Raw genomic sequence first — 20,879 nt, forward strand, 5'->3', positions numbered from 1 at the left:
CTATAAAACAGTTAGCGCGAATATGAGCTAATAGAATTACTGTACACCCCGTCCCCGACAGGAGCACTGCGGTTGTGCTCTAGTGCGGCAAAGCCAGCGGGTACTCGGGACCGATCAGGCGGGCAAAGGCATCCCGCGAAGCGACTCGACTGGGTGGCCAGACCTGCTGCCACACCTGCAGTGGAACATCAGCCTGCGGATCGAAACCGCCTGCCAGTCGACGGAATTCATGCTCACGCCAATCAGGCAGACGGTTATCGCCCTTCGCGAAATCGGCCAGCCGCGTGATCTGCTCCTCCTGCAGTTCAGTTGGAGCTCCGCCGCGGACGCCGATGCCGTTCATCAGACTGTGCCGCCCCAGCGCGAAGGGCTGGAATCCCCACACCGTCTGGATCGCGGAGTTGACCGAGCGGCAGTCCTCACATGCCCGCCATGACCAGCGGCTGCGGCCGCCGGCTGTGGCGCGGAAGCAAATGATGCAGAGGTCGTGGTCGCGTGAGACGTCGGCACCTTTCCACTTCTCAGGGGAGTCCTCGTCCTGGCAGGACTGCCACCGCACCGGCCGATCCGGACGCGACGGGCTCCGTCGCTGCAGCGGACCGCGGATCCCGCCGCACGGGATGTGCACCGACAGTTCGGTAATGCGTTCGCGCAGAGCCGCATCGGCTGCGCTCAAGTCGGGCTGTGTCATCGCTCGCCGTTCCTGGCGACGCCACCGTCGGACGTCCACCGCTTGCACGCATCGCGTGCCCGCTCTTCCCCTGGGGCACCGTGCGGTGGTCGCGCGGTTGCCGGGACGACGGGCCAGGTACCCGAACAGTCGTCCGCTCGTGAGCTGTGTCCAGAATAGCCGAGGGCCCTGACAAGCCGCCCGGATCAGGCGAGTTGCACGAAGTTCTCGGCGCGCACTTCGCTCTCGCCCGACCACCGGTACGCGGTCAGCGCCCCGCGCTTCACGGCGCTGAAGTCCAGGCATGCCGCGCGTGCAGTCCAGTCGACCAGATGGCTGGGTTCGCCGCTCCGCCAGTAGTGGCCGAAGAACACCGGCACTGACCCGTCGTAAACGTAGGAGCGTGCGGCGGCATTGATCTCAATTTCCGGCAGCGTCGGGTAGGGCGAGCCGTCGGCAGTGGTGAAGTTGCCTTCTATCAAAGCGACGTCGCGCAGTGTCGTCGCGGTCTCATTCCACCAACGCACTCTCGCGCGTGGGCGGTCGTGGCCGTCCTTGTCGCGATACGGGGGCTGACCGTGTTCGGTCAGGCTGACTTCGGGGCCCTTCAGGAGGATTTCGACGGCCTCGTAGAGCGGGTCGCCCTTTGTGCTCGCTCGGACGAGTTGATCGACCGACGTGAAGCGGTCTCCGCCGAGCGCGTTCTGCACGATGGTCATCGACTCGGTGTGCCAGCAGGCGTGGATGATTCGAAGCTCTCCGAGGTCCAGCCACAGCGGCATGGACATGAACCAGTCCAGGTACTTCTTACGCTCGGCGCCAGACACCTTCTCCAGGAACACCCGATGCTGAGAGTTGTTCTTGTCGATGTGTTTTCGCAGATAGCTGCCACTTCCGACGGGCCACTCGGTGGCGTAGGCGAGCGCGTTGAACTCGTGATTGCCCATCACGATCTGCGCGGTTCCGGCGTCGGTCATCGCCTTGGCGACCTCGAGGACTCGCAGTTGGTCGTCGCCTCGGTCGATCAAGTCGCCGACGAAGATCACGGTGCGCTCCGGATGCCGGTATGCGCCATTCGGACCATCGGGCCGGTAGCCGAGCTGGGTGAGTAGACCTTCCAGCTGGATGCCGCATCCGTGAACGTCGCCGATGATGTCGTATCCGTGGTTTGCGTTCAATACCGTCTCCTTCTTGTGATGATCTGCTTCGTTGGCCGTCACCTGGGGCTGCCGTCTGCAGCGGCTGCACGTCGGTGGAGAGGTGGCGGCACCTGACCTGTTGCGCTGGATTCGCGCAGAACTGATCTAATACGGTAAAGGTATCATATCGTTCCGACATGACCGAGCGAACGTATCGAGACAGCAGCGGAAAGACCCTCGCCGACTACCCGCAGCCGTCGGTCGCCGTCGACACCGCGCTGCTGACGCTCGACGGCGACCGTGGCTTGGTGGTTCTCGAGGTGCGTCGCAACAACGGCAGGGGCTGGGGTCTGCCGGGCACGTTTCTGCACGAGGGGGAGACGCTGGCCAAAGCCGTCGACCGCTCGCTCCGTCAGAAGGCCGGCGTCGCCGGACTGCAGCCACGGCAGTTGTACGTCTTCGACGACCCTGACCGCGACGATCGCGGGTGGGTCCTGTCGGTAGCCCACATCGACGTCATACGGGTCGACCGCCTGGCGTCTCGCCACGTCGATTCCACCCGGCTCGCGCCGGTGGACTCTCCGGGCCAACTGCCCTACGACCACCGCAAGATCATCGAACTCGCGGTCGACCACCTTCGGTCCCGCTACAACGAGAGCCCCGATCCGGACCACCTGCTCGGCGACGAGTTCACCATGCTGGAACTGCGGCTGGCACACGAGGCGATCGCAGGGCGGCCGCTGCAGCGCGACTGGTTCCGCCGCACCATGGAACCCCAACTGGTCCCCACTGGGGAGATGGCGGCCGGCACTCGAGGGCGCCCGGCGGAGCTGTTCCGGCGGCGTAGCTGACGTCGAGACTGCGCTGGCGGTGCGCGCTACTCGAACTTCGTCGCCGTCAGCGCAGTGTCAACGCCGCCACTCACCGCTGTCGCGCGGCTCAGTGTCCGTCAGCGTTCCCCTTTGGCCATGCACGTCGCACCCACATCGCTTCGAGGTTGGACTTCACGTGCTCGGCGCCCGGCGGCAACGCGACCGAGTCGATGGCACTGTGCGTACTTTCCATGCAGGACTCCACAATTGCGGTGGCGCGGCGCATCGACATGCCCCAAGAGGCCCCTTCGGCAGCCAGGTCCGCGACATCGACCCGGTCGATCGTGGTCTTGCCGTTGATGACGTGGCCCGTCCCCTTGTATTTGGGATCGAGGTAGGCCGTTGGTGCCACGTCGTAGATCGGCGCCAAGGTCACCCGCCCACTGCGATCGATCATCAGCGAGTAGTTCTTCGAATGCGCGTCGCCGTTGCCGATCACGATGTTGAACGTGACTGCCTGCAACAGCGCGGCGCGAAACGCGTCGGGATCTGGAGCGCGTGCAGCTGCAAGGCGAGCCACTCGCTTGAGTCGGGAGCCGTACCGGTTGAACTCCGGAGTGCTCTCGTACTTCGCGCGTGGGCTCATACCGAGCGCCTGGCAGAAGTCCTCCTGATGCTGGCGCTCGCCGGAGGGGTTGCGGTCGTAGCGGGCGACGATGATCGCCTCGCGCACATCAAATTTCGCAAGTTGGGACTTCGCAGCGCGCAGGCCGGCGGCCGTCGCCACCCGCAACGCCCAATCTTCGGTCTGGATGAGGTGCGGCAGCGCCCCGATCAGGGCTTCCGGCTTGACGACGTGCGTCGACACCGCCCCCTGCTCCGGCCATCCCCACCCGCCGCCATCAAGTGCGGTCAACAAGACCTTGTCCTGGATACCGGCAAGGGACGCCTGAGGCGTTGCGCCGTCGGGTAGGTGATAGGCCGGAAGGTCGGCGACCAGACGGGTCACCTCCTCGTCAGTAAGCCGACGTACGCGACCCGGTCCGGGGCGCTGTCCGGTTTCCAGGATCTGCACCGCACCCGCGCATTCGGCGCCGACTCGGCGCAGGAGTTCCATGCTGTCGGTGACGGGCACTCCTGCCTCGGAGGCGATGTGCTCGCGCAGATTTCCCTCGGGCAGAAGCCCTTCGATGAAGGCTGACACCTGTTGGCCGGCGCCGGGCCGCTTTCCGTCTTCGACAGGGTGACGGGAGATCGGCACAGCGAGTGAGAGGACGCGGCTACCTTCTCCGAACGCATCAAATGCATCCTCGTTGAAGTCCAAGCGGAATCGAAAGCGGCTTGGCTCGGTCAGTCGCGCGATGTGCACACCGTGCAACCAGACCTCCAGCGACCTACTGGGCATCGACGACCGCTACGCGCGTGAATTTCGGGACAACTGCGATCGCGTGACCGCACTCTGACAGCGCCCGCAGTGCGGTGTCGACGTTGACGGCTTCGCCCCGTTCGAGGCGGGAGATGGTCATCCGTGTGACGCCGATGCGGTCGGCGAGTTCGTCCTGGCGCAGTCCCTTCTGATGCCGAAGCATGCGAATGCGGGCGCCGAACTCGGTGGTGTCGTAAACGAGCGCCACGCTGTGATTCATTTAGCGATCATAGCTGACCTTCGGTCAATTGATCGTTATTTTGATCAAAGACGTCGTCGAGTGCGAAGCACGGAATATGCATCATGGCGTCTGGGGTCGACGACACCATTCTCCGACGTCGAGACTGCAGCGGCGGCGGGTGCCACTCGCACTTCGTCGCCGCCAGCGCAGTCTGAACGGCCTGCCCCGCGCACTTCGAGGGGTGTCGGCCGGTCCCACTAGCGTGGCCCGGATGTCTACTGAGATCACAGTGCGGGGTTCGTTCTCCGCCTTCCAGCCGCCCGAGCGGGGGACCGTGCACGCCTCCATCAGCTATCACGGTCCCGAGAAGGACTGGGTCTACGACCAGGTGGCGCGTGACCTCGAGGTCGTGAAGCAATCGATCGTCCGGCTCGAAGACGGCGACAGCGGCGCCGTCACTCGGTGGTCAGCGGCCCAGCTGCGGACCTGGTCGCATCGGCCCAGAAACGAGGACGGTGACGAGCTCCCGCCCGTCCACGACGCAAGCGTCGGGGTCGAAGTGAGGTTCCGCGACTTCACCGCACTGTCGCAGTGGGTGGGAGGGCACCTCACCGGAACCGAAGGATTCGAACTCAGGTATGTGGAGTGGGCGCTCACCACCAAAAGTCGGGACGAACTGGTCACGAGAGTCCGCACCCGCGCTGTTCAGGATGCGGCAGCCCGCGCGCAGCTGTACGCCGACGCCCTCGAGCTCGGAACGGTTCGTCCTATCGCGATCGCCGATGCGGGGATGCTCGGTGCCGAAGCGCATTCTCAGGGTGGCGACGGGATGGGTTTCCTGCACGCGGCACCGGCGTCATCTCGCGGCGGCCCGGACGTCGAGCTCGTACCGAAAGACATCAGCGTCTCGGCGACCGTTGATGCGCGGTTCGTCGCAGCACCCTCGTAACCACGCCGGTCGTCGAGGCCGTGCCCGATGTCGCTACGGTGCAGGTGAGCTGTTCGGCGGCGTCGCAGTTCCGGCTGCACCGCGAACCTGGATGCCCGCTGTGAAGTCTGAGCCCGTAGGCTGGTGTCTCGACACCGACGGTGGCTGGACGCGCCGATCTGACGCACCCACCCGAGGACTCCCCTGATGGCGATCGCCGATGTCTCCACGTACACGCACCTGAGCACGCAAGACATCGAAGCGATCGCCGACGAACTCGACACCATCCGCCGTGACGTCGAAGAGTCGCTCGGGGCCAAGGACGCGGCATACATCCGTCGCACGATCGTTTTCCAGCGAGCGCTCGATGTCGGGGCGCGTCTGGTGATCGCACGCAGTCGGTCGAGGACCGGTTGGTGGCTGGGAACCGCGTCGCTGGCGTACGCGAAATCCATCGAGAACATGGAACTCGGCCACAACATCTCGCACGGCCAATGGGACTGGATGAACGACCCCGAGATCCACTCCACCAGCTGGGAGTGGGACATGGCGGGGGTGTCGGCGCAGTGGCGGTACTCGCACAACTACCGGCATCACATCTTCAGCAACGTGCTCGGCATGGACGAGGACATCGGCTACCGCCTGCTGCGGGTGACCCCCGACCAACCGTGGCGCCATCCCCACCTGTGGACACCGCTGCGAAACCTGTTGCTGGCAGCGACCTTCGAATGGGGCATCGCCCTGCACGGTCTGCGCTCGGAGCGGGACCGGGTCGACACCCCAGCGGGCAGGGCTGCGGAGGAACGTCGGTTCTTCGGCAAGGTCGCCCGTCAGTTGAGTAAGGATTATGTGTTGCTCCCGGCGCTGAGCCTGCGACGGTGGCGTCGAACTCTGGCAGCCAACTTCACTGCGAACCTGCTTCGGAATATGTGGGTGTACGTGAACATCATCTGCGGGCACATCCCCGACGGCGCCGAGACGTTCGACCCGGCAGTGCTCAAGGGGGAGACCAAAGGCGAGTGGTATCTGCGGCAGATGCTCGGGGCTGCGAACTTCAAAGCGTCTCCGCTGCTGGCACTTTCAGGCGGTCACCTGTGCTATCAGATCGAACACCACCTGTTTCCCGACCTTCCGAGTAACCGCCTCGCTGAGGTCAGCGTCCGGGTACGGGAACTGTGCGCGAAGTACGACCTGCCGTACAACACCGGATCGTTCGCGAGCCAGTTCTTCCGTTCGCAGCGGACCATCCACACGCTGGCGGTTCCCGACGGTGTTCTGGCCGCCGGCCGCTGAGACGGCGGGCTCCCGGCCACGGTACCTCAGCGGCCCGTCAACTCCTCGAGCGCGAAATCCATCTCTGCTGGTTCGCTCACCTGAACCCTGCCGCCGTCGAGTGCATTGACTCGTCGATAGATTTCGCCGTCGAGGCGGTAGGCGAGGAATCGTCCGTCAGACGGTGCGTCGGGGTCGACGATCCAGTAGTGCTCGATGCCTGCCTTGGCGTATTCGTCCAGCTTCATGACGTGATCCGACCCTCGCGAACCCGGCGAGACGATTTCGACGACGAGCACGACGTCGGCCGCTAGTACTCGGGCGGGGCGTCGTTCGAACACGCGGTCCGGGACGACGACGATGTCGGGGTCCCGGACGCTCGGCGGGAACGATGCTCTCGTGATCACCTCGATCTCGGGCAGTGCTTCGAGGCCCTCGGGCAGATGATCGTCGAGGAGGCGAGTGAGCCGCTTTGAAATGCGTTGATGCCATAGCTGCGGCCGCGGCGACATGGTCAGGGTTCCCTCACTGAGTTCCCACCGTCGCGTCGGGTCGAGCTCGAGCGCATCCCATTGCTCGAGGCTGAGCAAACCGGGAGGCAGGTGCGCAAGGTCGGACACCGGACACCTCCTTTCGGATCGAACTCAGGTAAGTGCAGGTTACGCGCAACAGCGATCACTTCGGAGTCTGGTGGACCCCGCCGACAAACGAATGTCCGCGATGGCGTCGGTGATGCGTATCCACGCTCATTCATCACAAGTCTGCGCGTTATCCACAGTTGACGCCGTGCAGCTGCATTCACGCGTCGGTTTGTCGAACCCGCGACCGACACTCGACTGACATCGGCGCGCGATCCGCGTCATCACAGATCGGGGCGACATGGGAAACAGGGCGAACTTCGTCATCGTCAAAGATCAGGATTGGCAGCTGTACTACTCACATTGGGGCGGCTGCCGCATGCTCGACGCGTTGATCGGCGGACCCGGCCTCGCGTTGCGGTACGCGGCCTCGCTTCGGCAATGCGAGAGGGATGCGTGGTGCGACCCGGGGTGGGCCGATGGCGGCGCGGTGGTGGATCTGGACCGTCACCGCGTGCTGTTCTTCGGTGAATCCCTGATGGTGGAGATGAACACGCGCCGCGCGTTGATGAGGGTGCTCGCCACGGTCTGGTCGGGCTACGAGATCTGCTGGGCATACGACGGAACTGCTGAGCTGGCAGGCTATGTCGGAGCGGAGCTGCGTCAGTTGCCGTGGGACAGGAAGCCGACGCTGAAGCTTGCCCGGCAACGAAATCAGATGTGCCACCTCGTCTCAGTGATCGACGCCGAGGGCAACCTGCGGTTCTGGCCGTTGTGGTGGCACCTCAGCAAGGGGTGGCACGGACCGGAGCTGTTGAACAGGTTGCCCGGTCGGGGTGTCGGCCGCATCTTGCTCGGCAAGGTCCCGGAGGGCGGCATCCACATCGATGTGCCTCGAAAGACTTTGGGGGCGTGGCAGACAGCCGACACAATGGGGTTCTTCGCAGCACTTCCGGAGGTGTGGAACGGTTGGCAGGCGGAAGTATGGGAAGACCGCTTCGAGGAACACGTCAAGCGGTGTGGCGGCGATCTTCGGGTACCTGTACTGGACGTGGTCGCCGGCGTTGACAGCGCCGAGGTGCGGATCCGCGAGCGGGTATACGAGAGCTTCGAGGACAGCCCGTCGGGGCAGGTCGTCAAACTCGCGGAACTCCTGGCGCCCACAGTGCCCGGGTTCGTCGTCAGTGAGGACGCGGTGTCCGACGCTGCGGTCCGCCCTACGACCGCCGAGTGGTCGCGATTCGTCGCCGCGTGCGATCTACTGCGTGCAGAGGCGGCATGAGCCTAGCTGCCACGGTGGCTTCCGTCAGACCACCTCCGGGACAGATCCGCAGTGAACCACCCCGAGCCGACTTGGAGGAAGGCGGGGGTGTGCGCCATCCTTGGCGGCCCTATGGCCGAGATCTACGTGACGGCTGTCGATCGCGGCGACTTCATGCCAGTTCACGACCCTGAGGTCGATGTGGCCACGACGTGCTGAACGGGCTCACAACGGCAGGCGCAGCGGCCCGCATGTCGGCGGCGCCAGTGCTAACGTCCGAGCCTTGTGATGTTCTGCCATAGAACGGATTCGGGAGTGTCGAACATCTGCAGTGCGCGCATACATTGACCGAGCCTCGTCGGGTTGTCGGCCAGGTAGCTGATCGCGGAACTCAGGCAGCGTTCGATGGCGTTTCCGTATGCGTTCGCCGCCTTGCCGATTGCGGTGTCGAGTTGCGCTGCTGATGGCGTGAGCATTGCCAGATCGATCAGGTCCCGGCTGAACGTCGAGCGGTCGGCCCAACGGTCGGCATTTGCCAGGAGCTTGCTTGCGGCCATATCCAAAGAGCTCAACGTTGTCACGCCGCAAACCTGGTCTACGGAGTCGGGAACGTCGAGTGCGATGCGTCCTTCATGGATGATCTCGAACTTGATCGGATCACCCTCGACATCAAGCAAAGTGCGAATCCCGTACTGATCGGCCCGGATCTCACGAAGAGGTTTCAGCGGCAAGCGGGTGAGGGCGTTGACGCCGGCCGTGCTGGTGAGGAGTTCACGTAGTTCGCGGTAGCCGTTGATGTCGGAAACGAGGAAGTCGATGTCTGCGGATTCTCGGTACTCCGCTTTGCGTAGAACCATGGCGGTGCCGCCGCCGAAATAGCAGCGGTGGGTGCGAAGCAGGTCAGCGTTGAGCGCCTGCAGCACGGTGGCAACCCGACGGTGTCGCTGTCGCTCAAACAAGAAGTCTCCCGTGGCCCCAGGTATCGGTGATGTGCTGCAAGAACACCCGCTCCGCCGGCAGCAACGCCGCGTGGTCAATGTGCCGCCAATTGCGTTCATAGAGCTGCAGTGCGTCGGGCTCGGAGATCTCGGTGTCGTCCCCGAGCTGCCATGCGATGAGTCGCAGTTGTGGATGATCTCCGATCCGGACGGTCGCGGCCGACAACGTCGGGGTCAAGTCCACGGTCAGATTCAGCGCCGTGATCACATTCAGGTAGGCGCCCATCGTGACGGAGGGTCTGCCGCGTTCGATGCGATGAACCGTGACCCGCGATACCCCGGCGGCGTCGGCGGTCTGGTTCATGGTGAGTCCCAGTTCTTCGCGGCGCGCTCGGATCTTGTTGCCGAGCTTCGCCAAACTGGCGAGCGCGGCAGCGTCCACGGGTGGAGAACTCGCCGGCATAGTGTTTCCCATTGTATACCCGAGCGCCAGTGAGCTGCGGCGACGCGAGGCTAGGTTGGCTGTCGGCCGCCGGCTACTGCAGCCCCAAAGCTGCGCGCAGCCGGTCGGCGTCCCTGTCGAGGGCCACGAACGTGAGCGGGAAGGCCTCTACGGTGCTTGCTACAGTGCCAGGCGAGGGAGTCGGGAATCTGGTGTGAATCCAGGGCTGACGCGCAACGGTATGGGCCTCCACAGGGCCTGAGTCCGACCGCCGGCTTCCTCACGAAATGTCGGGTGGCTCCGCGAAATGAGCCTGACACCGAAGGAAGTGCGCTGTGCGCTCCGTCGCCACGTTGGTGGTTCTTGCCTTTGTCGTTGTCGTTGTCGGATGCGGACGCGCCGACGATCCTGTACCGGTCGTCGGTGCGGCAGTCTCTGCCGATCCCGGCAGCACCAGCTATCCGCTGACCCTCACCAATTGCGGCCGCGACGTCGTCATCGACGCCCCGCCGCAGCGGGCGGTGTCACTCAACCAGAGCTCCACCGAAATCCTGCTGTCCCTGGGGTTGGCCGACCGGATTGCCGGCACCGCGACCTGGACTGACCCCGTGCGAGACAACCTGGCGGCCGCCAACGAGGCGGTGCCCCGTCTGGCGGACAACAAGCCGTCATTCGAGACCGTGCTGGACGTGGATCCCGACCTCGTCACCGCGTCGTTTGTCGGCACGCTCGGACCGGGTGGGATCGCCGACAACGGCCAGTTCGAACAACTCGGAGTGCCCACGTATATGGCGCCCAGCGACTGCGAGGGCAAGGTCAGCTCCAGCGAGGACGGCGCCCGCACCGACCCGCTCACAATGGAACTGATCTACAAGGAAATCAACGAATTGGCAACCATTTTCGACGTGTCCGATCGTGGGGATCAGCTCTTCGGCGAGCTGCAGCAGCGTCTGGATGCCGTGCAGCCGGTGGTCTCCGACATCGACGCGGCGTTCTGGTTCTCCGACACCCGCACCCCGTACATGGCGGGCTGCTGCGGATCGCCGGGAATCGTCGCCGCAGAAACCGGGCTGCGCAACGTCTTCGACGACACGCAGGACGAGTGGCCGCAGGTCAGTTGGGAGACCGTCGCCGAACGCGACCCCGACGTGCTGGTGCTGGCAGACTTGAGCCGTCGCACCATCGACGGCGACGCCCTGGAATCAAAAATTGCTTTCCTGGAATCGAATCCGGTGACCAGCCAGCTCAGCGCGGTCCGCGACCAGCGCTACATCGTCGTCAGCGGCGCCGACCTCAACCCCTCCATCCGCACCGTCGACGGCGTCGAGAAGGTCGCCGATGGGCTGACCGAGTTCGGGCTCTCGGCCCCGCAGTGAGAACCCGACCCCGGCTGCTGCCTGCGCTGTGGGCGGCCAGCCTGGTGCTGCTGATCCTGTCGGCGGCGGTGGCGATCACCATCGGGCCGGCGTCGATCTCGGTGCCCGACGTCTACGCCGTGGTCGTCGACCACCTCGGCGGATCCGCGTCCGGGGTATCACGACTGCAGGACGGCATCGTCTGGCAATTACGACTCCCACGCGCACTGCTGGCGGCGCTGTGTGGCGCCGGACTGGCGCTCTGCGGTGCGATCCTGCAGTCGCTGCTGCGCAACCCGCTGGCCGATCCGTTTGTGCTCGGGGTGTCCTCGGGAGCGTCGACCGGGGCGGTGCTCGTCGCGGTGCTCGGGGTCGGGGGCGGCGCGCTGACGCTGTCCGGTGGCGCGTTCGTCGGCGCGGTGGTGTCCTTCGCGCTGGTGCTGACCCTGGCGTACTTCGCCGGCGGCGGCACTGACCGCGTGGTGCTCGCGGGAGTCGCGGGCACGCAGCTGTTCTCGGCGTTGACGTCGTTTGTGGTGCTGTCGTCGGCCAACGCCGAGCAGACCCGCGGTGTGCTGTTCTGGCTGCTCGGCTCCCTGTCGGGGGCATCGTGGACCGACGTGTGGCTGTGCGCCGCGGTGGTGGGCTTCGGCCTGGCGTGCTGCCTGCTGATGGCGTCGACGATGGACGCGTTCGCGTTCGGGCAGGACACCGCGGCGACGCTCGGGGTGTCGGTGCAGCGCACCCGTGCGGTGCTCCTGGTGCTGACCGCGCTGATGACCGCGACGGTGGTCGCCGCGGCGGGCGCGATCGGCTTCGTCGGCCTGGTGCTGCCGCACGCCGCTCGGTTCCTCGTCGGGCCCGGCCACACCAGGTTGCTACCGACCGTCGCGCTGCTGGGCGCGATCTTCATGGTGTGGGTCGACGCGCTGGCGCGGACGGTGTTCCAACCGCAGGAACTGCCCACCGGGGTCGTCACCGCACTCATCGGTGTGCCGGCGTTCGCGCTGATCCTGTTCCGCCGTCGAGGTGTCGCCGCGTGACGCTACGGGCGATCGACGTGACCTGGACACGGTCGGGAAAGGTGGTGCTCGACCGCGTATCGGTGCATCCCGGACCGGGATCTGTGCTCGGGTTGTTGGGACCCAACGGATCTGGCAAGTCGTCGCTGCTTCGGCTGCTGGCCGGACTCGATCATCCCGACTTCGGGCGGGTGGAGTTGCACGGTTCGCTGCTGGGCAGCGTCCGGCGCAAGGAGGTGGCCCGGGCGGTGGCGATGGTCGGCCAGCATGCCGACACCGAGTTGGACATCCGCGTCGCCGAGGTGGTGCGGCTGGGTCGACTGCCGCACCGGCGGGTGTTCGGCGCCGACCCCGACGCGGACATCGCGGTGCACGATGCGCTGGCGGCGACGGGGCTCGACGACATGGGGGATCGGCTGTGGCACAGCCTCTCCGGTGGAGAGCGGCAACGTGTCCAGATCGCGCGGGCTCTTGCGCAGCGTCCCACCGAGCTGCTGCTCGACGAGCCGACCAATCATCTCGACATCGCGCACCAACTCGAGATCCTGTCGCTGGTGCGCCATCTCGACGTCACCGCGATCGTCGCGCTGCACGATCTGAACCTGGCCGCGATGTTCTGCGACCAGTTGGTGGTCCTGGACGCGGGGCGGGTGGTGGCCGCCGGTGCGCCCGCGACGGTTCTCACCGAGCAGCTGATCGCGCAGGTTTACGGGGTGCAGAGTCGGGTGGGCTCCGAGCGCGGACGTCCCTTCATCCGGTTCGACGCGCCACGCCGGTGATCCCGCCTGGCGACGCCTATGCCGTCCGCTTGCTGTTGAACTCCCGCGCGAACGTCTCTGCCAGATCCTGCGCGCGGCGGTGATACTCGGGGCCGTCGAGGGTGTTGTCGCCCAACGCATATCGCGAAGCAAGGCGCGCCAGGGCGTCGGCGCCCTCATTGAGGGGCTCACCCCGGTGGTCCTTCATCCACAGCGGCGTGATCCGCGCGCGGTCTTCGTGGATCATCCGCTGCGCGCGAACGAGTCCCGGCGTCTTGCCGCTGGTGCGGAAGGCCGAGTATCCCTCCGGGAGCACATCCTCACCGGCCATCCAGCGCTTCACCATCGCCACCGCGAGCTTGCTGTCACTGAGGACTGTGATGTTGCGTCCGCGCAGTTTCTGCACCGCCGCCCCGATCGCGCGCAACTCCGCGACCAACACCACCTTCGGGCCGATCAATTTCGTCGAATGACGGAATCCCTGCAGGCCGTACTCACCCGTCGACGCGAGCCACCCGTAGCCGGTGAACTTGCCCCGCACCGAGCCGTCCGTCGCAACGCACACCGGCTCTGTCTGCGCCGCAACCGGTCTGGATTCACGCAGCCCCGCGCAGGCATCCCGTATCAGCTTCTCGTCGGAGAGCCTCGGCCGTTCGATCCAGACCCCGGGCATCAGCAGAGCGATCTCGTCGCGCAGCGCCCACAGCATGCTGCGCGTCGGCACTTGCAGGAGGAACAGAATCCGCTCCGAGTCGGATGCCGCCCGGATCCCGCTGATGACGTCGAGTAAAGCGGTGTCGATGGACTCGGCCTCGACTGTGCCGCTCCAGCGTTGCTCGTCGGCCCCCGCCGCGGAGTACCGGAACATGGTGTCGCCGCGCTGGGTGACGACGACCGCGACCGAGAGCATCGGGCGCGGCCGCGCCGGCACGATGTCGATCCGGCGCGACGGCGCCGTGGGCTTGGGTGCCATATCCGTCTCCTCCCCAGGTGGATAGGTGTGATCGCACTCTATGGGGAGGGTCTGACACGCTGCCCGACCGCGCCGACCTGTCGCCCGTCGCGGGTAACGTCCGCTCCGTGAACGAGGCACGCAAGCGTCGAAAGGCCAAGCAGGCGCGTCGTGATGCGCAGCGGATCAGGACGCGCGAGCCGGAGACGCCTGACGAGACGCCGTTGATCGACGAGGTGCGTAGTGCGTTGGCCGGCCTTCCGCTCGAGCTACTCGGCATGGTGAGCCTGCTCATCGAAGCGACCAAACCCGACCCGCTGGCGTGGCTGCCGTCGCGCCGGAAGCGGGAGACGGTCGACCTCGCACGCCTGCTGGACAGCTTCGTCGGATTCCAGGTCCGCGAGACGACCGCCCTGCTTGCCGTACTGGGCGAACTCCTCGATGACAGCGATGCACAACTGCGATGCCGCCGGGAGGTCGCCGCCCGGCAGGACGTCATGCCACCGTGGGTCGCAGATCTGGCGGACGTCGACGTGTATCGGGCGGTGCGGAAAACGCATGTGCTCGGTGACGGGGACGAGATACTCATCGGCGCCAGGCTCGCCACCGGCGACGAACTGACCTGCGCTGCGGATATCGACCACCACCGGTACTCCGTCGTCAAAGATGCCTTCGTCGTGCCGGATTCGATCGACACCGTGGTTCGCGTGGCCGCGGAGCTCAACACCGACCCCGACACCACCTTTGTCGACATGGACCTGGCCGACGCGCGGGCCTGGCTCGAGCATGGACTGGCGCGGGATCCCCTTTTTGCGGACCAGACGGAGACGTGGCCCGGCTGCCGTCCTCTCCTGCACTGGCTGATCCGTCACCTACCGACCGGCGGTGCCAAACACGGGTCGCCCGACTGGGATACCGAATCCCTCGAAGAGTTGTGTGACGCCTTCTTCGCCTCCGAGCGCGGCGCAACATTCGACCGACGCGAGCATCGCACATTGCTCGAAGGGCTGCTCGCCACCGGTGACCCGCTGCGGTGGAGTGTGCCGAGGATCGAGCGACTGTTCCGTAACGAGGACTACGAAGGCGACGTGCCGTTGGCTGTGGTGCTCGACGCCCCCGAACTGCTGGCACGCTTCATCCCATTCGCCCACGCACGCAGCGGAATCCGCGACGAACTCACCGCGGAAGCGCTTGCCGCGATCGAGGAGATCACCAGGAAGGCGGCGTCTGACAACTGACCTTCAGCCCTTCGAGATGCGCCCGAACGTGCGGAGTGCGGACCTTCGATGGTGGTGATCAGCGGATACCAAGGTACCATCGTTAAGGTAGAAAGGTACCAACATGGCTTTGAACATCAAAGACGAGTCGGTCCACGACGCTGTCCGACAGCTCGCCAAGCTCACCGGTGAGTCGCAGGCCCAAGCGGTGGCGACTGCCGTGACCGACCGCTTGGCCAAGCTCCAGCAGGATGACCTCGCGGCACGTCTCATGGCGCTCGGACACCGGACCGGGCAAAGGATGTCTGCGGAGACCAAGAGGCTCGATCACGCCGAGATGCTCTACGACGACAAGGGCCTTCCAGCGTGATCGCCGATACGTCAGCGTTTATCGCAATCCTGCGCGATGAAGGCGACGCAGCGGTCTACGCCAGAGCGATCGCGGCGGCTGATGTGCGGCGGCTTTCCGCTGCCAGTTATCTCGAATGCGGCATCGTGCTGGATTCACAGCGGGACCCAGTTGTGAGCAGAGCGTTGGACGAGTTGATCGAGGAAGCCGGGATGGCGGTCGAGGCGGTCACTGAGCGCCAGGCGCGTCTGGCCCGCCAGGCCTATGCGGATTTCGGCAAGGGAAGCGGGCACCCTGCCCGGCTGAATTTTGGTGATTGCCTCTCGTACGCGCTTGCGACCGATCTACGCGAACCGCTGCTGTGGAAAGGGGACGACTTCGGCCATACCGGCGTGCGATCCGCACTCGAGTAACCCATGGCGGGGCCGCGGCGTCGATTGTCCGCGCATCACCCACGCATATGGCCCCGGCGCGCTGTGAGGTGTCAGGATGAGTCGCATGACAGTCGTATTCGTCCATGGCAACCCCGAAACCCCGGCGATCTGGGGCCCGCTCGTCGCAGTCCTCGGACGCGACGACGTGGTGCTTCTGTCCCCGCCGGGCTTCGGTGCACCGCTGCCCGACGGGTTCGGCGCCACCTATCTCGAGTATCGCGACTGGCTCGAAGGTGAGCTCGAGTCGATCGATGGACCGATTGATCTGGTCGGCCACGACTGGGGCGGAGGCCACGTGGTCAACGTCGTCATGCATCGCCCCGAGCTGGTGCGCAGCTGGGCGAGCGACGTCGTCGGCCTCTTCGATGCGGACTACGTCTGGCACGACATGGCCCAGGCGTGGCAGACACCCGGGGCGGGCGAGGAACTGCTCGACAACATGATGGGTGGCGGCCTGGCTGCGCGGACCGAACTGATGACTTCCCTTGGCATTCCCGCCGATATCGCCGCAGCCATCGCCGAGCATCAGAACGATGACATGAGGACCGCGATCCTGGCGCTGTACCGCTCGGCCGCCCAGCCCGCGATGGCGAAGGCGGGCCGTGACCTGGAGTCGGCCGCGGCCCGGCCGGGCCTCTCCCTGCTCGCCACCGAGGACCCCTACATCGGGATCAACGACACCCGTCAGCGCGCCTCCGAGCGTGCGGGCGCCCGAATCGAGGTGCTGGAAGGCCTGGGCCATTGGTGGATGGTCGAGTCACCCGAGCGGGGCGCGGCCGCACTGACGGCGTTCTGGGACTCCCTGGGGTAGCGCGAGTGCGACAACGGGCTGTTATTCGGGTACGAAGTCTTCGGTCCTGAGTCGCTCGAGCGCACGACCATCGGCGAGCTCACCACGGTTTTCGGGATGCAGCCAGTAGTGCCGAACCATCCAGTACAGCGCTGCGCCGTTGGATGCATATCCACTCGCGTTGTTCACGACCATCGGACGCTCAGTGTCTTTGACATAGAACGAGAACGGATCACGCCTGGGCTTCTGCGGCGCGGTAGGGGTGATCGCGGTGACGTCATCCCACGTCGCTGAGCTGATGCGGAAAAGCTCGCTGTTCTCGATCCCGGTAGGAGTCAATCGAAAGTGGCCCCGGCCGCGCACGATGAGCACACCCAGGCCGATCACCGCACAGATGAACAGCACTAACAGGAGACCCGGCTCGCGAACACGATCCACCGACGAAAACGGAAGCTCGTTACCTTCGCGGTTGCGGAACAGCAGGGTGAATCCAGATGCCAAGGCGCCACCGAGGAAGCTGCACCCGAGCAGCCAGGCCGCGAGCGGATCCGGGCGGAACGTGACACCGGACTGCTCGATGGCGCCAACACGTTGCTCCGATCGCAGCCAGCCGACGGCGATGCCAGCGAGCATGCCCAGGAAGAACATTGTCCAACCGCTGGCAACGACCGCGGCGAGTAAGTCGTTGCGGCTGATGGCAATTGCGGTGAGAACGAGGCCTTGAATGGCACCACCGATGAATATCAGGAGGCCGAAGATGGTGAGCCAAACTCGTCGCTTCCAGGTGGGAGGAGATGGCAGTTTCCCTACTGGCAAAATCGTTCCCCGACCTTCGCACCGAGCGACTCCATCCATCCGCCGATGGCCATGGAACCCGCTATAGCGCCAGCGGGAACCATAAATGCCTGCGCCGGCGGGAAGGGAAACACTGCGCCTGCAATTGCGCCCCCACCCGCTGCCCCGCCCACCTCACCCACCACCCCGAAGCTGCCCGCGAACCCCGTCACGCAGCGGTCATACGGCGTCTCGGCCGCGGCCACGGAGTAGATCGAGCTCAGGATGCTGACCGCCGGGCCGCCGAACCTGGCGCCCTTGCCGATGGTTTCCGTCGCGTCCATCGACACCATCGGCAACCTGCCGCCGCGGCCGACATGCGCGTCCAACCCCGTCAGCGCGCTACTGATCGTGGCCGGCACCGGCCCGGTGAAGAACGGATTGTCCGGCGGAAGCACCCCGTGGCGACCGTCGGGCAACGTGAAGCCGGCCGTGCGGACTCCGTCCGGGGTTTCCGTGGCCTTGAAGATCGTGCCGTCGGCCCATTCGATCTCGGTGTTGCGGATCCCCTCGAACGTGGTCCACGACATCGTGCTGGATATGACGTCTCCATCGGTGTCGTAGTGCAGGTGGCTGACCGTCGGATACTCCGGCGGGCCGTATTCCCAGATGACGTGCTTGCTGCCGTCCTGCATGATCAGCGTCTTGCGGAACTCGTCTCCGTTGACGATCTCTTCCTTGGTGTCGCGCACCGTGGTGGCCATGTCTTCACCGCGCATCACCGACTGTTGTACGAGGCCCAGCGGATCCCGTGGGTTGGGGACTTCGTTAGCGGGTTTGTCGGACCCAGGAAGCATCATTCCGCCGAGACCGTCCGCGTTCGGTGCGACAAACCCGGACGGTTGCGCGGCGGCAGTGACACTTTCGGCGGCGGCGTTGTCGGCGTCTCCGACAGCCAGCAGCAGATCGTTGACGACGGCCTGCTCGGCGGTCACCTTCTCCATCAGCATGGCCACCTTCTCCGCCGACATCGCCGCCGGCTTGATCAGCACCACCCACTGGTCCGTCACCTGCAGCTCACCGGAGTCGATCTCGTCGGCTTTGTTCAACAGTGCGGTTCGGGTGGCGCCCAACGACGTCGCACCGTCGCATAAGGCCTTTCCGATCGTGGCGGTGTAGTCGCCGAACTCGGAAGCGTGGGTGTGCCCGCGGTCGAACATCTTCGACGCCGCGGTGTGGGCCGGGCCCTCCCACGACCGGGTTTCATCCATCGCTTTGAGATTGGCGTTGATCTCGTCCACGGAGTGTTCGACGGTCTTGCCGGCAGACGTGACGGCAGGACCTGTGGACGACAGCGTGTCGGGGTTCCAGCTGGTGAGTCGTGAGCGGGACGGCAACACGTCAGAAGATGCGCTCGAAACTGCTGGCCAGGTCGGAATCTGTCACCTCGTAGGCGTTGCCCGCCCCGCGGACCGCGACGCCCATGTCACCGATCTCGCCGGCGAGACTCTCGGCGCTTTCGGTGACGTGGCCGCCTACGAGCCGGGCCGCCCATTGCGTGGTGGATCCGGAGAGTCCGTCGGCGGCCGTGCCCACCCGATGGCCGACGTTGGTGCTGCGAATGACTCCCGATGCCACGTCCACCTGACCGGCGAACGCTCTCAAGATCTCAGGATCAACCAGCACCACTGCCTCCTCACACGACCGGACCAGCTACCAACCTAAGCGACTGCGGTCGACCGTCATGACACCAATTTGGCGGAGTCGGCGAACGGTGTTGAGGCTGCGCTGGCGGCGGAGTTTCACCGGATTCCCCGCCGTGGCTGCAGTGTCAACGTCGGGGAACGGCCAGATTCGTCGGTCCCGCTCGCTACCATCCCAGGGACGAACGGGGGGACGTCCGCATGAGCATCACCGTCGCCGAGACACCTCGGCTGGCCAACGGCGCCGAGCGCAGGGTGTACCAGCTGCTGATCGACCAGCTCGAGCCCGGTGATCTGGTCATCCCGGGCAAGCGGGTCACCGACCACCTCAAGGACCACGAGGTCGACTTCTTCGTCGCCATCGAGGGCGCCGGCATCATCTGCGTCGAGGTCAAGGGCGGTGAGCTGTGGCACGACGGTGAGACCTGGTGGCAGAAGCGCGGCGGACACGAGCACAAGATCGACCCTGTGCGCCAGGCCCGCGAAGCCTGCTACGCGCTGCGGGACTTCATCGAGAAGGACCCGCGCTGGAGCCAGAATCGGCTGCGCTGGGACCACGTCGTCGTGCTGCCCAACACCGACCTGCCCGAGGACTTTGCGCTGCCCGAGTGTCCACGCTGGAAAGTCATCGACCGCACCGATCTGCCCACGATGGTCGCCAAACTGCGGGCGATCCTGCTCGCCCAGGAACTCGACCGGCCGATGCTCACCCAGGAAGGCATCGCGCAGCTCAACGAGGCCCTCAGCGGACGCGGCCTGCCGCAGCGCAGTGTGGTCGCCCGCGCCCTCGAAAACGAAGACGCTGCAGACGTTCTCACCGAGCACCAGTCCGTCATCCTCGATGCGGTCCGGCTGCTGAACCGCGTCGAGGTCCGTGGCGGTGCAGGCAGCGGCAAGACGTTCCTGGCGATGGAGCAGGCCCGTCGGCTGGCCCGTGCCGGTCAGCGCGTGGCGCTGGTCTGCTACTCCCACGGCTTGGCGTCCTACCTCGAGCGGATCACCGCGGCGTGGAACCGTCGCCATCAACCCGCCTACGTCGGCGAGTTCCACGACCTCGGCAAGACCTGGGGTGCACCTGAGGGGCCCGACGAGACACTGCGCAACGACGAGACCGTCAAGTTCTGGGAACACGACCTCCCGCTCCAGATGGCCGAGCTCGCAGCAGAACTCGAGCCTGGGCACCGGTTCGACGCGATCGTCGTCGACGAGGCACAGGACTTCGCCGACTCCTGGTGGGATCCGCTGCTGGCCGCGCTGAAGGACGACGAGACCAGCGGCATCTACCTGTTCACCGACGAAGGTCAGCGGGTGTTCAGCCGGCACGGGTCGCCGCCGGTGCCGTTGGTCCCGCTGATCCTGGACCACAACCTGCGCAACACCCGCCAGATCGCGAACGCCTTCCAGCCGTTGGTGGATCACCCGATGCGGTTCCTCGGCGGTGAAGGGCCGGCGGTGAAGTACGTCGCGTGCGCGCGCGAGGACGCGATGGACGTCGGCGACGACGAGGTCGAGGTGCTGCTCGAACAGGGCTGGCGCCCCGAGGATGTTGCGCTACTGACAACCGGCACAAGACATCCCGAGCAGAAGGAACGCCAGGCGGCCGGCAGCTCGGCGTACTGGGACAGCTTCTGGGACGCCGATCAGGTGTTCTACGGCCACGTGCTCGGCTTCAAGGGTCTCGAACGTCGGGCCGTCGTGCTCGTCGTCAACGAGGATGCCGCCTTCGAGCGCTCCCGCGAACGCCTCTACGTCGGGCTGTCGCGCGCCCGCGACCAACTCGTCGTGTGCGGCGATCCGGAGTTCATCCGGACTGTCGGTGGGCCCGACCTGGCGCGACGGTTGAACATTCCAGAGGTCTGACGGCGGGGCTTTTCCACG

General features: G+C 65.6%; 23 protein-coding genes and 2 riboswitches. Of the genes, 12 read left to right on the forward strand and 11 right to left on the reverse strand.

Features of this window, described 5'->3' with window-relative positions; translation table 11 throughout:
- Positions 1-79 precede the first annotated feature (79 nt).
- Positions 80-691 carry a hypothetical protein gene (locus WA965_RS05945; RefSeq protein ID WP_526303062.1) on the reverse strand — a complete coding sequence of 204 codons (612 nt, stop codon included), beginning with the start codon at positions 689-691 and terminating at the stop codon, positions 80-82.
- Positions 692-724: 33 nt separating this feature from the next.
- A riboswitch (SAM riboswitch) is annotated at positions 725-836 on the reverse strand.
- Between the two features lie 40 nt (positions 837-876).
- Entirely contained in the window at positions 877-1,848 is a 972-nt protein-coding gene (locus tag WA965_RS05950) for a metallophosphoesterase (protein WP_526303063.1), read from the reverse strand.
- 158 nt (positions 1,849-2,006) lie between these two features.
- On the opposite strand from WA965_RS05950, the gene WA965_RS05955 reads away from it, so the two are divergent.
- Positions 2,007-2,660 (forward strand): NrtR DNA-binding winged helix domain-containing protein, encoded by a 654-nt coding sequence (locus tag WA965_RS05955; protein ID WP_526303064.1) that lies wholly within the window; start codon positions 2,007-2,009, stop codon positions 2,658-2,660.
- 88 nt (positions 2,661-2,748) lie between these two features.
- Here WA965_RS05955 and WA965_RS05960 read toward each other — a convergent pair whose 3' ends face one another.
- Complete coding sequence (locus WA965_RS05960; protein WP_526303065.1) at positions 2,749-4,026, reverse strand: type II toxin-antitoxin system HipA family toxin; 1,278 nt, start codon at positions 4,024-4,026, stop codon at positions 2,749-2,751.
- Positions 4,016-4,267, reverse strand: a complete 252-nt coding sequence (gene relB, locus WA965_RS05965) for a type II toxin-antitoxin system RelB family anti-toxin (RefSeq protein ID WP_526303066.1) — start codon at positions 4,265-4,267, stop codon at positions 4,016-4,018. The genes WA965_RS05960 and relB overlap by 11 nt, the downstream gene beginning before the upstream one ends.
- Before the next feature lie 232 nt (positions 4,268-4,499).
- Between relB and WA965_RS05970 the strand changes: the two genes are divergently transcribed.
- On the forward strand, positions 4,500-5,177 hold the full coding sequence (locus tag WA965_RS05970; protein WP_526303067.1) for an SIMPL domain-containing protein: 678 nt from the start codon (positions 4,500-4,502) through the stop codon (positions 5,175-5,177).
- 186 nt (positions 5,178-5,363) lie between these two features.
- On the forward strand, positions 5,364-6,449 hold the full coding sequence (locus WA965_RS05975; protein WP_526303068.1) for a fatty acid desaturase family protein: 1,086 nt from the start codon (positions 5,364-5,366) through the stop codon (positions 6,447-6,449).
- Positions 6,450-6,475: 26 nt separating this feature from the next.
- On the opposite strand, the gene WA965_RS05980 is transcribed toward WA965_RS05975, so the two are convergent.
- On the reverse strand, positions 6,476-7,048 hold the full coding sequence (locus tag WA965_RS05980; protein ID WP_526303069.1) for a Uma2 family endonuclease: 573 nt from the start codon (positions 7,046-7,048) through the stop codon (positions 6,476-6,478).
- 259 nt (positions 7,049-7,307) lie between these two features.
- Here WA965_RS05980 and WA965_RS05985 point away from each other — a divergent pair, with 259 nt between their 5' ends.
- The gene (locus WA965_RS05985) at positions 7,308-8,288 is read left to right on the forward strand and encodes a hypothetical protein (RefSeq protein ID WP_526303070.1); all 981 of its coding nucleotides are present in this window, start codon (positions 7,308-7,310) and stop codon (positions 8,286-8,288) included.
- Between the two features lie 248 nt (positions 8,289-8,536).
- On the opposite strand, the gene WA965_RS05990 is transcribed toward WA965_RS05985, so the two are convergent.
- The gene (locus WA965_RS05990) at positions 8,537-9,190 is read right to left on the reverse strand and encodes a nucleotidyl transferase AbiEii/AbiGii toxin family protein (RefSeq protein WP_526303071.1); all 654 of its coding nucleotides are present in this window, start codon (positions 9,188-9,190) and stop codon (positions 8,537-8,539) included.
- A 28-nt stretch (positions 9,191-9,218) separates the two neighbouring features.
- Complete coding sequence (locus WA965_RS05995; protein WP_526303072.1) at positions 9,219-9,668, reverse strand: helix-turn-helix transcriptional regulator; 450 nt, start codon at positions 9,666-9,668, stop codon at positions 9,219-9,221.
- Between the two features lie 133 nt (positions 9,669-9,801).
- Positions 9,802-9,934: riboswitch (cobalamin riboswitch) on the forward strand.
- A gap of 48 nt (positions 9,935-9,982) precedes the next feature.
- On the opposite strand from WA965_RS05995, the gene WA965_RS06000 reads away from it, so the two are divergent.
- Genes WA965_RS06000 through WA965_RS06010 form a run of 3 tightly spaced genes read left to right on the forward strand, consistent with a single transcriptional unit; the run spans position 9,983 to position 12,803 of the window.
- The gene (locus tag WA965_RS06000; RefSeq protein ID WP_526303073.1) at positions 9,983-11,023 is read left to right on the forward strand and encodes an ABC transporter substrate-binding protein; all 1,041 of its coding nucleotides are present in this window, start codon (positions 9,983-9,985) and stop codon (positions 11,021-11,023) included.
- Entirely contained in the window at positions 11,020-12,045 is a 1,026-nt protein-coding gene (locus tag WA965_RS06005) for a FecCD family ABC transporter permease (RefSeq protein ID WP_526303074.1), read from the forward strand. The genes WA965_RS06000 and WA965_RS06005 overlap by 4 nt, the downstream gene beginning before the upstream one ends.
- Complete coding sequence (locus tag WA965_RS06010) at positions 12,042-12,803, forward strand: ABC transporter ATP-binding protein (protein WP_526303075.1); 762 nt, start codon at positions 12,042-12,044, stop codon at positions 12,801-12,803. The genes WA965_RS06005 and WA965_RS06010 overlap by 4 nt, the downstream gene beginning before the upstream one ends.
- 16 nt (positions 12,804-12,819) lie before the next feature.
- Here WA965_RS06010 and WA965_RS06015 read toward each other — a convergent pair whose 3' ends face one another.
- Positions 12,820-13,755: a ribonuclease HI gene (locus WA965_RS06015; RefSeq protein WP_526303076.1), complete on the reverse strand. Its 936-nt coding sequence runs from the start codon at positions 13,753-13,755 to the stop codon at positions 12,820-12,822.
- Positions 13,756-13,862: 107 nt separating this feature from the next.
- On the opposite strand from WA965_RS06015, the gene WA965_RS06020 reads away from it, so the two are divergent.
- The 4 genes from WA965_RS06020 (at position 13,863) to WA965_RS06035 (ending at position 16,545) form a co-directional block, all read left to right on the forward strand.
- A complete protein-coding gene (locus WA965_RS06020; RefSeq protein ID WP_526303077.1) occupies positions 13,863-14,972 on the forward strand; it encodes a hypothetical protein in 1,110 nt (369 codons plus the stop codon).
- A 103-nt stretch (positions 14,973-15,075) separates the two neighbouring features.
- Positions 15,076-15,321 (forward strand): type II toxin-antitoxin system VapB family antitoxin, encoded by a 246-nt coding sequence (locus WA965_RS06025; RefSeq protein WP_526303078.1) that lies wholly within the window; start codon positions 15,076-15,078, stop codon positions 15,319-15,321.
- Complete coding sequence (locus tag WA965_RS06030) at positions 15,318-15,713, forward strand: type II toxin-antitoxin system VapC family toxin (RefSeq protein ID WP_526303079.1); 396 nt, start codon at positions 15,318-15,320, stop codon at positions 15,711-15,713. Before WA965_RS06025 ends, WA965_RS06030 begins: the two co-directional genes overlap by 4 nt.
- A gap of 85 nt (positions 15,714-15,798) precedes the next feature.
- Complete coding sequence (locus WA965_RS06035; protein WP_526303080.1) at positions 15,799-16,545, forward strand: alpha/beta fold hydrolase; 747 nt, start codon at positions 15,799-15,801, stop codon at positions 16,543-16,545.
- Between the two features lie 21 nt (positions 16,546-16,566).
- On the opposite strand, the gene WA965_RS06040 is transcribed toward WA965_RS06035, so the two are convergent.
- The 3 genes from WA965_RS06040 to WA965_RS06050 are packed head-to-tail and all read right to left on the reverse strand — an operon-like array spanning position 16,567 to position 18,984.
- Positions 16,567-17,379 carry a hypothetical protein gene (locus WA965_RS06040; protein ID WP_526303081.1) on the reverse strand — a complete coding sequence of 271 codons (813 nt, stop codon included), beginning with the start codon at positions 17,377-17,379 and terminating at the stop codon, positions 16,567-16,569.
- Entirely contained in the window at positions 17,331-18,695 is a 1,365-nt protein-coding gene (locus WA965_RS06045; RefSeq protein WP_526303082.1) for a WXG100 family type VII secretion target, read from the reverse strand. Before WA965_RS06045 ends, WA965_RS06040 begins: the two co-directional genes overlap by 49 nt.
- Before the next feature lie 4 nt (positions 18,696-18,699).
- Positions 18,700-18,984 (reverse strand): hypothetical protein, encoded by a 285-nt coding sequence (locus WA965_RS06050; protein ID WP_526303083.1) that lies wholly within the window; start codon positions 18,982-18,984, stop codon positions 18,700-18,702.
- Between the two features lie 218 nt (positions 18,985-19,202).
- Between WA965_RS06050 and WA965_RS06055 the strand changes: the two genes are divergently transcribed.
- Positions 19,203-20,861, forward strand: coding sequence for an NERD domain-containing protein (locus tag WA965_RS06055; RefSeq protein WP_526303084.1), 1,659 nt, complete (start codon positions 19,203-19,205; stop codon positions 20,859-20,861).
- The last annotated feature ends 18 nt before the right edge of the window (positions 20,862-20,879 follow it).

This window comes from Mycobacterium sp. (assembly GCF_049683935.1).
GTDB lineage: Bacteria > Actinomycetota > Actinomycetes > Mycobacteriales > Mycobacteriaceae > Mycobacterium.

Excerpts from the sequence above, each read along its gene's own strand:
- WA965_RS05945 (WP_526303062.1), bottom strand. The coding sequence starts at position 691 with ATGACACAGCCCGACTTGAGCGCAGCCGATGCGGCTCTGCGCGAACGC.
- WA965_RS05955 (WP_526303064.1), top strand. The coding sequence starts at position 2,007 with ATGACCGAGCGAACGTATCGAGACAGCAGCGGAAAGACCCTCGCCGAC.
- WA965_RS05960 (WP_526303065.1), bottom strand. The coding sequence starts at position 4,026 with ATGCCCAGTAGGTCGCTGGAGGTCTGGTTGCACGGTGTGCACATCGCG.
- relB (WP_526303066.1), bottom strand. The coding sequence starts at position 4,267 with ATGAATCACAGCGTGGCGCTCGTTTACGACACCACCGAGTTCGGCGCC.
- WA965_RS05970 (WP_526303067.1), top strand. The coding sequence starts at position 4,500 with ATGTCTACTGAGATCACAGTGCGGGGTTCGTTCTCCGCCTTCCAGCCG.
- WA965_RS05975 (WP_526303068.1), top strand. The coding sequence starts at position 5,364 with ATGGCGATCGCCGATGTCTCCACGTACACGCACCTGAGCACGCAAGAC.
- WA965_RS05985 (WP_526303070.1), top strand. The coding sequence starts at position 7,308 with ATGGGAAACAGGGCGAACTTCGTCATCGTCAAAGATCAGGATTGGCAG.
- WA965_RS05995 (WP_526303072.1), bottom strand. The coding sequence starts at position 9,668 with ATGCCGGCGAGTTCTCCACCCGTGGACGCTGCCGCGCTCGCCAGTTTG.
- WA965_RS06015 (WP_526303076.1), bottom strand. The coding sequence starts at position 13,755 with ATGGCACCCAAGCCCACGGCGCCGTCGCGCCGGATCGACATCGTGCCG.
- WA965_RS06025 (WP_526303078.1), top strand. The coding sequence starts at position 15,076 with ATGGCTTTGAACATCAAAGACGAGTCGGTCCACGACGCTGTCCGACAG.
- WA965_RS06035 (WP_526303080.1), top strand. The coding sequence starts at position 15,799 with ATGACAGTCGTATTCGTCCATGGCAACCCCGAAACCCCGGCGATCTGG.
- WA965_RS06040 (WP_526303081.1), bottom strand. The coding sequence starts at position 17,379 with ATGGATGGAGTCGCTCGGTGCGAAGGTCGGGGAACGATTTTGCCAGTA.
- WA965_RS06055 (WP_526303084.1), top strand. The coding sequence starts at position 19,203 with ATGAGCATCACCGTCGCCGAGACACCTCGGCTGGCCAACGGCGCCGAG.